Genomic DNA, 12,453 nt, shown 5'->3' on the forward strand with positions numbered 1-12,453 from the left:
AAATACGTACAATAAAAAATTAATTTACAAACCATATTAGGTTTAAATACTAATCGCTTCTTTCCTAATAAAGTATCGATAGTTTACAATACAATTCACCCGTATTCTTTATGCTTTTTTGATTATTTGAATTCAGGATTAATCTGCAATCAAAAGTAAACCCATAATTACAGCAAGAAGTACGTTAATGCACTAATCTGTTTTAATCCTTGAAATCCGAAGCATCCGCTGGCTAAAAAAGAAAAGTGCACAACAAATGTAACACTTCCGTAATTTCTTGCGTCGAATTGTAACTATGAATGCAAAAACGCAGGCGTTCCTGCCCTTCGGGAACCGTTGGCGAAAGTATAGCTTTCACATCAAATCCTTTTTCCTGCAGTTGACTGGCGATGGTTTTTACTTTTTCATTTCCGGGAATAATGGCCGATTGTATTGCCGATTTGCTTCGGACGAAAAGTGGTTTTAAACTCAATAAATTTTTCTGCTGATTGAAAAATACAATGTTTTCTCTTAATTTTAAAATTGAAGCCGAATCTTTTTCTAAATGCTGGTACGCAACCAAAATCGCAGCAACAGAATGTGGCGAAAGCCCTGTGGTATAAATAAAACTGCGGGAGAAATTTACTAAATAATCCCTCAATTCAACCGAGCCTAAAATCGCGGCTCCATGGCATCCCAGTCCTTTCCCGAAAGTCATAATTTGAGCAAAGACATGTTCTTGTAGACCCTGCATTTGAACCAATCCCTCGCCTGTTTCACCAAAAACGCCCAAAGCATGCGCCTCATCCACAACAAGATAACAATTATATTTAGTTGAAATCAAAACCAATTCTTCCAAATTGGGACAATCACCATCCATAGAAAAAACAGATTCAGTAACGATATAAATAATAGTGTTTGGATTCCGTAAAATCAATTTTTCTAAATCCTCAAAATCATTATGATTGAATTTATAGGCTTTGGCATTCGACAGTTGGATTCCGTCCCGAATAGAAGCATGACACAATTCATCGTATAAAATCAAATCGCCTTTTTGTGGAACGGCACTAAAAAAACCAATATTGGCATTGTAACCCGAATTAAAAATCAAGGCTGTTTCTGATTGGTGGAAACTGGCAATACAGTTTTCTGTTTCTTGATACAGCTTATGGTTCCCGGATAACAATCGGGAACCGGTCGCCCCGTTTTGAATGATAGTATTCGTAATTAAATACTCGTGCGTCTGATTAAATATAATTTCTGATTGTGAAAATCCCAAGTAATCATTGGAAGAAAAATCAATTCTTTTACTTGATAAAGGCAATTTTCGCAACGCATTATTTTGCTTTCGAATTTCAAGTTTAGCGGATAGATTTTCTGGGAAATGTTTCATAGTCCACAAAAATAAGCATCTTTTTTGGTTTATGGATTTTGCGCCATTTTTGTTTACTAATTTCTTCCAGTTAATGAATTTTGAAATAGAAATTCTAATACAGAATCTTGTTTCATTATTCAAAAAAATATAATTCTATAAAAATTAACAATTAAAAAACAACTATTAAAAAAAAATCTACAAATTTTTCCGAAAACGGTTTCGTTTTGTAATTTTATAAAATTGTGTTAAAAAAAACTTAAAATTAATATTGAAGATAATAACCTATGAAATAGTTTTCTACTTTCGGCAAATATGAAACGAATTGCATCACTTTTTTTAATAGTAACGTTGTTTTACAACGTGATGGGATACTATCTGATGTTTGCTTATCAAGAAGAGCAAGCGTGGGTATCTACTATGGAAAAAAGACATGATACAGAGTTTGAAGTAATCCAATTGAATGCAACTTTATATTCTTTTATTGAAGACACTGATTTTGAGTACGTCAATGAAGATGTGGTTATCAACAATAAAAGGTATCATATTTTCAAGAAAAGAATTCAAAATAACATACTAAGTTTGTATTACCTGCGCAATGCACATCAAGATGCAATAAACCAGGATTTAAAAGATATTGTTGACAATCAATTATTTAATGGATCTTCCTCTAAAGAGTCTCCGGTTAAAAAACTCATGAAGTCTTTTCTTCAAGATTATATTCCAAATAATACTGTTTGCGTAGCTTTTTATCCAAAAACAGCGATACTTTCTGCTGAACCTATCATTACGCCAAACCAGGCGTTAGATTCCGGGTACACTTCCATTTCGTATTCACCACCTGATTTCGTTTAAATCTTCATTCATTTTAGTGGAATCATTCGCTTTTATCCGGTTTTTGTAAGTCAAGATAATTCATGATTACTTTAGCTACATCTGTACATTTATTACACCCTTTCGATAGAAATTATGCCCTTTATAAATACAAAACAGGTTTTTGTGTTTTCTGAATTCACTTTTGTGAATAATTTGATAGGCCATTTTGCATTGCTATTCTGGTATACTTTGTACAACTAGCCTTTAGGACCATAACTTAAATGGATTTATAGAACAGTTCTCTGTTTGAAAAACGCCCTTAATCAATGCATTTAGCCTTGTAAATTCAAAGAGATTTTTTGGCTGAAGCCAAAAACAAATCTTGTTTTACAGCGATATTACTTGACAAACAATCACTATTTTTTTAACTCAGACCTTCTTAGGTAAAAAGTTGTTGTTGTACTATTTTATACCATTATCCATTCTAAAAAAGGCTAAAACCATTAACCAAAAACCATTTTTTAATGAAAAAAATTTATCTGAACTGCCTGCTATTGGTTCCTCTATTTATAAATGCCCAAACCGAGATTGACGGAATTATGATGAGTAAAAATAATTTTTGTTTTGGAGCCGTTTACCAGTATAGCAGCTGGGATAAGTATTGGGAAGGAACCTTTAAAAGAGAAAATCTTAATCTGGGTACTGTTTCAACAAAATCAATTGCTCTAATGGGAAACTATGGTGTTTCTGATAAATTGAATATTATTTTCAGTCTTCCTTACGTGGATACACATGCAAGTGCTGGAACAATGGAAGGCAAAAAAGGATTACAAGATATTTCACTAACAGTAAAATACATGCCATTTGAAAAAACAATTGGTAAAGCTACCTACTCGTTATATGCTTTGGGAGGACTTTCGGCTCCGGTTACTGATTATTCAGCTGATTATTTACCCTTGAGTCTTGGCCTAAAAAGCAAGACAGCTTCTTTACGAATCATGGGTGATTATCAAAGAGGTCATTTTTTTACCACTATATCAGCCGCTTATGTAAAAAGAGATAATATAACCGTTGACCGAAACTCCTACTATACAAACGAAATGCATTACACCAATGAAGTAGACATGCCAGATGCAATTTCTGTAAACTTGAGAATTGGCTATCGTTCCACTAGATTAATAGCCGAAGCGATTCTGGACAATTGGGTATCGCAATCCGGAGGATTTGACATCACTACCAACAACATGCCTTTCCCGAGCAATACTATGAATGCCTTAAAAATTGGCGTGAATACTAAATACACACTCCAGAAAATTCCGGGATTATCTCTTATTGGGGGGTGCAATTTTGTTACGGAAGGTAGAAATATTGGCCAATCAAACACCTTCTACGGTGGTTTATTTTACATCCTTAATTTAAAAAAAACAGCACAAGAAAATGAAAAATAAAACACAAAAAATAGCCTATTACAGTCTTTTGGTTCTGTTTCTTGCAGTGAACCAATCTTGCAGTGATGAGCTAACAGAACGCAACGAGCAATTCCCTCAATTAAATCCTATCAATACAGACGAATTAGCAGGGACCTGGAAAACATTCTTACTGACTACTCCGGATGAGTTCTCTTTGGATGCACCAATAGCAACTACTGCAGCGGCTTTTACAAGAGAAATAAATGAGATAAAAAGCTATCAGGCAAACATCACGCAAGACCAAAGAAACATCATAAAATACTGGAGTGCCGGAGGAGTTTTGCGTTGGAATGAAATCATGCGAACATTAGTGGCAAGACACAATCGACCGCCGTATCAAAATGAAGACGGAACCTACCCTGCACCATCTGGAGCAAATCCGTTTGCGAATCCGCAGTTTCCATTCTCAAATCCGCCTTATGCAGCCAGAGCGTATGCCTATGTGAGTGCGGCGCAATACGATGCGATGATAGCAACTTGGCATTATAAAAAACTGTACAATAGAGCTGCACCTTTTACGGTTGATGCTACATTACCGGTTTTAATCCCAAAAAGCAACTTGCCTTCCTATCCCTCTGAAGATGCTGTTTTAGCAGGAGTAACGGTTGAGTTATTAAAATTATTATTCCCAACAGAAATCGCTTACATACAAGAAAAGGCAGCGGAACAAAAATTATATCGCATTATTAGTGGCGCCAATGTTCGCAGTGATGTGGATGCCGGAATTATTCTAGGCAGAAAAATAGCAGCCAAATTTATCGCCAGAGCTACTGCTGACGGAACAGCAGCTGCTATTGGCAATCAAGCGCTTTGGACACAACTGGAAACTCAAACGGCAGCAACCGGAGAAACTCCATGGAAATCATTAGATATACCAGCAAGACCTCCAATGCTACCATTATTTGGAAAAGTAAAATCATTCCTTATGACTCCAGAAATGGTTGTGGCCAGCCGCCCGATTCCACCACCATCTACAAAATCAGAACAATTTGCAAAAGAATTAGCTGAAGTAAAAAGCTATGGAAAAAATGCCACTAGAAAAAACATGGAAATTGTTACTTTTTGGGCTGATGGAGTAGGAACTTATACGCCACCGGGACATTGGAATGCAATTGCATCAGAGTCATTTGTAGCACTCAATTATAGTGAGGTGCGCTGGGCACGAAATCTAGCGTTGCTAAATATTGCTATGATGGATGCGGCGATCTGCTGCTGGGACGCAAAATACACGTACTTTAACCCCCGACCGTCCCAAGTAGATCCGTCTATAAAAACATTAACCGGGATTCCAAATTTCCCTGCTTATGTATCAGGTCATTCTACCTTCAGCGGTGCGGCCTATGTTGTTTTATCACATCTCATCCCTGCAAAAGCACAAGGTTTTGTAGCTATGGCAAAAGAAGCTTCGGATTCCAGAATGTTTGGATGCATTCATTATAGAAGCGATTGTGAAAAAGGACTTGAATTAGGCGAAAAAGTGGGTGGCTTTGCAGTTGCAAGAGCTCTTATTGATGGTGCCGAATAACTAAAAATAATCAAGTTGGTGATTTGTTTTAATGGTTTGTTTTAATATCTCATTTTATCAACTACCGCCTAACAGATGTTGGAAACCAGTTAGGCTTTTTTAATTTTAAAAGCTCCGAAAGATTTAACAGAAGTGGCTGTCTTTTATTGCTGTTAAGCGTTTCTGGGATTATAATTAGACTGTTGGACATGAGTCAGAAGCCAAAGGACCAAATACTTTCTGATATTATTATGTATTTGTTACTACTTGCAATTGGCATTGGGTTATTAGCTTTTTCTGATGTTATTAAAAAAGGAAATATCATAGAAACTGAAAATAATTTAACAATATAATCATGTCTATAATCATCAACTTAGACGTAATGCTCGCTAAACGAAAGATGCGTTCGAATGAATTAGCGGAACGAATGGGAATCACAACAGCTAATCTTTCTATTTTGAAAACCGGAAAAGCAAAAGCGATTCGGTTTTCGACTCTAGAACTGATTTGTGAGATTCTGGAATGTCAACCCGGAGATATTATGGAGTTTGCAAAGGATAAATAATCTCTTGTTCTCGACTTTTTAGCCCAGATGGAAACGGCATCCTTTTACAAAGCTTCCAGCCTTTTGAAGGCTGGAAGCTTTGTAAAAGATATAGTGGACAGCTGGAAATAGCTCCAAAAAAAAAGCCCCACAAATTGTGAAGCTTTGATTTATAACTCAAAATTATTTTAGTCAACTAAAATAATAACTTTATTATCTTTCATTTCAATTGTTCCTGAAGTGATCGTTAGCGTATAATTTTGATCATCTAACTTCGTGAATTTACCTACTACCTCTTTTGCAAAAGCAAAAGTAGAAGCTGTAATTTTCACGACACCTTTTCCTAAAATAGAAACGATCGGTGCGTGGTTATTCAAAATTTGAAAGCTTCCATCAACTCCGGGCAATGTAACCGAAGTTACTTCTGCTGAAAACAATTTTGCTTCTGGTGATACTATTTCTAATAACATACTTTTTAGTTTACAGTCTCAGTTTACAGTCACAGTACTGAATACTGAGCCTGAACACTGAACACTAATTTATGCTTCCGCTAACATTTTTTCTCCAGCTTCGATAGCTTCTTCAATAGTACCTTTAAGGTTAAAAGCGGATTCTGGCAAGTGATCTAATTCACCGTCGATAATCATGTTAAATCCTTTGATAGTATCTTTGATATCCACTAACACTCCTTTTAATCCTGTAAATTGCTCAGCAACATGGAAAGGTTGAGATAAGAAACGTTGTACACGACGTGCTCTTGAAACGGCTAATTTATCTTCTTCCGATAATTCTTCCATACCAAGGATCGCAATGATATCTTGTAATTGTTTGTATTTTTGTAAAATTTCTTTTACTCTTTGTGCACAGTCATAATGCTCATCACCTAAAATTTGAGGCGTAAGGATTCTTGAAGTTGAATCCAATGGATCAACCGCTGGATAAATACCTAGCTCAGCAATTTTACGAGATAATACTGTTGTTGCATCAAGGTGAGCAAAAGTTGTAGCCGGAGCCGGATCCGTTAAATCATCTGCAGGAACGTAAACCGCTTGCACTGATGTAATAGAACCTTTATTTGTAGATGTAATACGCTCTTGCATCGCACCCATTTCAGTAGCCAATGTTGGTTGGTAACCCACTGCAGATGGCATACGGCCTAAAAGTGCCGAAACCTCAGAACCTGCTTGTGTAAAACGGAAGATATTATCCACGAAGAACAATACATCTTTCCCTTGATCAGTTCCTGCACCATCACGGAAATATTCCGCAATAGACAATCCAGAAAGTGCTACACGAGCACGAGCTCCTGGAGGCTCATTCATTTGTCCGAAAACGAAAGTAGCTTTAGACTCTCTCATTCCTGGCATATCCACTTTAGACAAATCCCATCCTCCATTTTCCATAGAGTGCATGAATTCATCTCCGTATTTTATAATTCCTGACTCTAGCATCTCACGAAGTAAGTCATTCCCTTCACGCGTTCTTTCTCCTACTCCTGCGAATACGGAAAGTCCACCGTGACCTTTTGCGATATTGTTAATCAACTCCTGAATCAATACTGTTTTACCTACTCCAGCACCACCAAACAATCCAATTTTCCCTCCTTTTGAGTAAGGCTCAATTAAATCAATTACTTTAATACCTGTGAATAAAACTTCAGATGAAGTTGACAAATCTTCGAATTTCGGTGCTTGTCTGTGAATAGACATCCCGTTTTCTCCTGTTTTTGGCAAGTTTCCTAAACCATCAATGGCATCTCCAATCACGTTGAATAAACGACCGTAAACATCAGCACCAATTGGCATTTGGATAGGATTTCCTGTTCCAACTACTTCATAACCTCTACTCAAACCATCTGTTGAGTCCATCGAAATGGTACGTACTGTGTTTTCACCAATGTGAGATTGTACTTCAAGTACTAATAGTGTACCATCTTTTTTTGTGATTTCTAATGAATCATAAATTTTTGGAAGTTCAACATCCTTACCGTTGAAAACAACGTCAACTACTGGGCCAATGATTTGGGCAACTTTTCCTATTACTTTTGACATCACTTATGTATTTATTAAATAGCTATTTAGGTTTATGAAACAGAACCAATCGAAACATATCGATTATACCCTTTTTTCAGTGTGCAAAGATAATTTTTAAAATATAAAATCAAGATGTTTTTTTATAAAAAAAGATATTTTTTTAATAGATTATTTAGAAACGACTTAGAAACTAACAAAAGACCGAGTTGTCACTAAAATAAACAACCACCACGTCATCAAACGGGTGGTTGTTATTATAGAAAATCAAATTCTAATTATTGAATAGAAGCCGGATATTGAATAGGGTAGAGCCCTAAATCAACAGGTCTTAGCGTAGCTGTATATTTAGCATTTATAGAATTTGCAAAAAGGTTTGCTATTAATGCATATCCCCTTGCGCTGGGATGCACTCCATCGAGTGAAAAAGCACCACCAGTAACATAAGCCGCCGTAATATGAAAATTCCCAAAACGAATTCCGCTTGAAGACAGTTGTGCCATAGTGGCTTTAGCATCTACAAAAGCTAATCCTTTAGCATCAGCAACTGCTTTGATGGTAACATTATAAGCATCTGTAGCAACTTTGACTTCCGCCACCTCCGCTTTAGATAAAACCCAGTTGTCAGCAAGAGGCACCGAAACGCCGTTTACAGCTGCAGCATTCCCTCCTACTAGTGTTCCAATAAAAGTTCTCGACGTAAGCACTAAAAGATCTTCTTTAGTTGCTTGTCTGAACGAAGGAACTCCAAAAGCACTCAAATTTGTCAAATAGCTATCTACAATCACCACGGCATTCGCTCCTGCAGCAAACTTAACAGTTCTTCTTGTTGCTTCAGCTGCTGTAAGTAACCCATTAGTGACCATTGCCTGCAAACCTCCATTATAAGCAGCATAACCTCCATTTAATTGTGCAGCCACAGCGGCAGTCAATGGAACTGGATTATAAGGAACTGTTGTAAAATAAGGAAGTGTAGTTACATAAGGAAGATTCGCAACCACCCCTTTTGCACCATTAGCCGTCAAGGCATTCACCAGCCCGGTATACACATTTGCAAAAACAGTTGGATCTGTAATATCATTAGAACCATAAGTAGCAGGGTTAAAATTTCCGGTTCTGTCCACTCCTATACCTCCAGAGGTAGCGTACGTCAAGACATCATTCCCGCCAATCCACAAGGAGAAGAACGTTGGTGCTTGAGTCAGGGCATCTGCTAAAACAGTCGTTCCTGAAGCTGAAGCAAAACGAGCAAAATACGGGTTAGCCGCACCAGAAGCCACTCCGGCTACGTTTCCATAGCCCGGGGCTACTAAATGAAAACTTTTAGCCCCTGGAATTCCTAGGTTGTTAATAGGCCCAGCTACTTTATTTGTAACTACTGTGGTAGGAGTACCGCTTACCTGAACAGGTCCTGAACCATTAAAATACAACCTATTTGTTGCAATTACATTCCCTCCCAACAATAAGCCACCAATATTATCATTGGTGTATGGCGTTTTAAATTCACCACCACCTGCTAAAGCGAACTGTTGCGACAGGATATTTACATACGAATTTTCTTGTCCTTTTTTGAAAAGAGCGCCATCACTATATCCTGCGGCAAATGAATCTCCTAAAGCAACGTATTTTGAAAAACTTGCTGTTCCGGAAGTTATAGGAACCTCAACTGGCCCAGCATTGTCATCCTCGTTATTACATGCTGCGAAGGTTAGCGAAATCAACAACAGCCATTTGAAATTTTTTATCATAATATATTTTTTAAAATTATTGACTTTTCTGAACTACGGATTAATTGTCCAAGAAGCAAACCATTGCTGTCCGATGGCACCCGCTCCAATTACCTGAATATAATCCCTTCCTCCAATATTAGTAGCTCCCACTTTAAGCACTGATTTTAAGGCCGGAAAACCATAATTAATCTGAGCATCTAAGACCGTGTTTTCAGGAACAATTCCATCAGCAAAAGAGGACTGCCATAAATATTCCGTATTGTATCTCGCATTGATATTAAAACCAAAATTTTTGAATAATTTATCATTTCCTACAGACGCTTTAACCCTATGTTTTGGCGTATTGAAACCAGCTACAAAACCTGGATCTTCTGCTTGATCAAAACTAAATTCAGCAAAATTATAATTTACACCAACCTCAAAATCTTTATACACTTTCTTAGACAAGCCTACACCAAAACCTTGAGACGTGATTTTTGCAGTAGTATTCGTATACACTTGATACACTCTTCTATCTCCATTACTTAATGCAGAAAGCGTCGCTAAAGTTGCTGGATTTCCAAAATCAAATGTCGTGTTAACGTCCCCATAATAAGGACTAATTACTCTTGAAACATTCATGAAATCATTATACACATTGTAATATCCATTAATATCAATTGATAAGTCATTATTTACAACCGTACGATATCCTAGCTCAAGTGCCTGAACTTCTTCTGGCTTTACCAACCCTATATTAGCCACTTGCAACAAAGCTGCTGCAGCCGGAACATTAGCTGGATTAGCCGCTATTGCCGCACTAAAAGCCCGAACTGAAGCTAGCGTAAACGAATTGTTATACGCATTTTGTCCTGTTAATGTTAACGTAGCAGGAACGCCCATTGCTTGTCCCGCCGCACTAACTCCTCTAACCTCTGTAAAACGATCTAAGTTTTCAGGAGCTGAACCAATTAAAGCAAATGGCCCTAAGTCAAGACCAATATACTGGTCTTGAGTTGTTGGATTTCTAAAACCAGTTTGATAAGAAACCCTGAAATTATGTCTTTTTGACTCTCCCGCAGAATACACTAAAGAGACACGAGGGGATATATTTCCATTAAAATTTTGACTTTTATCGTACCGTGCAGACCCAGTAAATTTCAATCGGTCATCTAAGAATTTTTTAGTTAATTGCGTATAAGCACCATACTCATTATAACGTAAAGGACCATCAAAATCAGTGAAAATTGTTCCCTGAGAATTCATTTCATATTGTCTGAATGACCCTCCTAATTGGATCTCTGCAAATTTTATTAGATCTTTAAAATTATAATTTACATCTGAATGGTAAATTTTTGATTGATCAATAAATTTAGCTCCTTTGGTTAGATCCGGTTCCGCTATTGCAGCCGCCAAAGCACGATTGAATTGTACCGAACCCGGTTCAAATCGCGCACTCCCTGTTGGAGTTGGCAAAAAAGGAAGTCCAGCCGGTTTAATATTGTAATCGGCATAGTTCCTTGCATTCGCAGCAGATAACTGTGCATTAGTTCCCAAAACTGCACCTGAAAGTTGATATGCTGTAGCATAGTTCGTAAACCATTCTGTATCTGATTTTGCCGCTCTATTAACATTCCAAGCAGCAAAACGCATGTCATAGGAATTCCCTGCATCTTCATCCGTTATGTACCCTCTTACAAAGAAATTTTTTCCTTTTACTTCTATTTTAGTTTGTTGCATAAAGAAATCATTGAGTGCATATCTATTCGCTCCTTGATAAATAGTGCTCCCCAAACCTATTTTGTGCTGTAATATAATTTCGGTTTCCCCTTCCCATGGTTTAAAATGTAAAGAAAAATCTGCCTTTACACTTCTTACTTTATTGTCATTCAGGTCTTGTTCCCGGTATCCCGTTCTGCTTACCTGACCAACATTAGTGATGAAAGTAGTTACCTCATCACCGTATAAATTTAATCCGTCATAATTTTGATTATTAGCATGACCTATTGATCCGCCAGTAACGCTTCTTTGATCAGCAGCAATCCATTCTGTAGCTCTCATAAAATTAAAATTCCCTTTGGCGGCAAAATGCTTGCTGAACGCTTTGGCAGCTCTAAGTCCAAAATCAAAATAATCATTAGTTCCTGCTACTTTCTGGGTTGTTTGTCCATATTTTACGTAGGTACTGATCCCTTGATTTGTGAACGGATTTTTACTGTTCATAAATAAAATACCATTGAAAGCATTTGCACCATACAATGCAGAGGAAGCTCCCGGCAGTAATTCTACATTAGCAACATCAATATCAGAAAGTCCTATTAAATTCCCCAAAACAAAGTTTAAGGCCGGAGATGAATTATCCATTCCGTCTACCAGTTGCATGAAACGCGTATTGGCGACAGTTGAAAACCCCCTTGTATTAATCGATTTAAAGGAAATACTACTGGTATTAAAATGCACCTCTTTCAGGTTTTCTAAACCATCATAAAAGGTTGGCGCCGTGGTGTTTTTTATCTGCTGAATTCCCATTCTTTCAATAGTAACCGGAGACTCGATCACTCGTTCTGGTGTTCTTGAAGCAGAAACAACGATCTCATCTAGCTTGTTCTCTTCATCTAAAAGCTTTATGAGTAGTTTTTGACTACTAGAAACAACACTAATTTGTTGAGAAACAAACCCCACACTGGTCACCTCAATTGAATAAGGTGGTTTTTTAGAGGATTGCAATACAAAAGAACCGTCTAGATCCGTAATTGTACCAGAAGCATCTCCAACTATCTTGATGTTGGCTCCAGGAATTGGTTGGTTGTTACTATCAGTAACAGTACCTGAAATTGAGTTTTGAGCAAAGGTTAGACTGCAAAAAAACAATGACAAAAAAAGTAAATACACTCTCATTGGGTTCTATTTTGTTGGTTTAGGAAGCCAAAGTACAAATATTTTTGATATTAATAAAAAATCACCTGTAAAATTTCATATTTATCAGTAATTTTGCCTCATTTGCAGTTATTCTACATTTATATTTTATTT

Annotated in this window: 9 protein-coding genes; 4 read left to right on the top strand and 5 right to left on the bottom strand. The window is 37.0% G+C overall.

The window, feature by feature from the left end; genetic code table 11:
- Positions 1-232: 232 nt before the first annotated feature.
- Positions 233-1,372, bottom strand: coding sequence for an aminotransferase class I/II-fold pyridoxal phosphate-dependent enzyme (locus EKL95_RS02540; RefSeq protein WP_126561307.1), 1,140 nt, complete (start codon positions 1,370-1,372; stop codon positions 233-235).
- Between the two features lie 294 nt (positions 1,373-1,666).
- Between EKL95_RS02540 and EKL95_RS02545 the strand changes: the two genes are divergently transcribed.
- From EKL95_RS02545 to EKL95_RS02560, 4 genes are all read left to right on the top strand, one after another.
- Entirely contained in the window at positions 1,667-2,206 is a 540-nt protein-coding gene (locus EKL95_RS02545) for a hypothetical protein (RefSeq protein ID WP_126561308.1), read from the top strand.
- Positions 2,207-2,691: 485 nt separating this feature from the next.
- On the top strand, positions 2,692-3,615 hold the full coding sequence (locus EKL95_RS02550) for a transporter (RefSeq protein ID WP_126561309.1): 924 nt from the start codon (positions 2,692-2,694) through the stop codon (positions 3,613-3,615).
- A complete protein-coding gene (locus tag EKL95_RS02555; protein ID WP_126563492.1) occupies positions 3,605-5,161 on the top strand; it encodes a vanadium-dependent haloperoxidase in 1,557 nt (518 codons plus the stop codon). Before EKL95_RS02550 ends, EKL95_RS02555 begins: the two co-directional genes overlap by 11 nt.
- A 334-nt stretch (positions 5,162-5,495) precedes the next feature.
- Positions 5,496-5,705: a helix-turn-helix domain-containing protein gene (locus EKL95_RS02560; protein ID WP_126552982.1), complete on the top strand. Its 210-nt coding sequence runs from the start codon at positions 5,496-5,498 to the stop codon at positions 5,703-5,705.
- Between the two features lie 167 nt (positions 5,706-5,872).
- Here EKL95_RS02560 and EKL95_RS02565 read toward each other — a convergent pair whose 3' ends face one another.
- From EKL95_RS02565 to EKL95_RS02580, 4 genes are all read right to left on the bottom strand, one after another.
- The gene (locus EKL95_RS02565; RefSeq protein WP_126457953.1) at positions 5,873-6,154 is read right to left on the bottom strand and encodes a FoF1 ATP synthase subunit delta/epsilon; all 282 of its coding nucleotides are present in this window, start codon (positions 6,152-6,154) and stop codon (positions 5,873-5,875) included.
- A gap of 69 nt (positions 6,155-6,223) precedes the next feature.
- Complete coding sequence (atpD, locus tag EKL95_RS02570; protein WP_073204939.1) at positions 6,224-7,735, bottom strand: F0F1 ATP synthase subunit beta; 1,512 nt, start codon at positions 7,733-7,735, stop codon at positions 6,224-6,226.
- 257 nt (positions 7,736-7,992) lie between these two features.
- On the bottom strand, positions 7,993-9,462 hold the full coding sequence (locus EKL95_RS02575) for an SGNH/GDSL hydrolase family protein (RefSeq protein ID WP_126457950.1): 1,470 nt from the start codon (positions 9,460-9,462) through the stop codon (positions 7,993-7,995).
- Positions 9,463-9,495: 33 nt separating this feature from the next.
- Complete coding sequence (locus EKL95_RS02580; RefSeq protein ID WP_126457947.1) at positions 9,496-12,321, bottom strand: TonB-dependent receptor; 2,826 nt, start codon at positions 12,319-12,321, stop codon at positions 9,496-9,498.
- Between the last annotated feature and the right edge of the window lie 132 nt (positions 12,322-12,453).

Source organism: Flavobacterium sp. LB2P53, from assembly GCF_003970305.1.
GTDB lineage: Bacteria > Bacteroidota > Bacteroidia > Flavobacteriales > Flavobacteriaceae > Flavobacterium.

Coding starts and splice junctions, on each gene's coding strand:
- EKL95_RS02540 (WP_126561307.1), bottom strand. CDS start 1,372: ATGAAACATTTCCCAGAAAATCTATCCGCTAAACTTGAAATTCGAAAG.
- EKL95_RS02545 (WP_126561308.1), top strand. CDS start 1,667: ATGAAACGAATTGCATCACTTTTTTTAATAGTAACGTTGTTTTACAAC.
- EKL95_RS02550 (WP_126561309.1), top strand. CDS start 2,692: ATGAAAAAAATTTATCTGAACTGCCTGCTATTGGTTCCTCTATTTATA.
- EKL95_RS02555 (WP_126563492.1), top strand. CDS start 3,605: ATGAAAAATAAAACACAAAAAATAGCCTATTACAGTCTTTTGGTTCTG.
- EKL95_RS02560 (WP_126552982.1), top strand. CDS start 5,496: ATGTCTATAATCATCAACTTAGACGTAATGCTCGCTAAACGAAAGATG.
- EKL95_RS02565 (WP_126457953.1), bottom strand. CDS start 6,154: ATGTTATTAGAAATAGTATCACCAGAAGCAAAATTGTTTTCAGCAGAA.
- atpD (WP_073204939.1), bottom strand. CDS start 7,735: ATGTCAAAAGTAATAGGAAAAGTTGCCCAAATCATTGGCCCAGTAGTT.
- EKL95_RS02575 (WP_126457950.1), bottom strand. CDS start 9,462: ATGATAAAAAATTTCAAATGGCTGTTGTTGATTTCGCTAACCTTCGCA.
- EKL95_RS02580 (WP_126457947.1), bottom strand. CDS start 12,321: ATGAGAGTGTATTTACTTTTTTTGTCATTGTTTTTTTGCAGTCTAACC.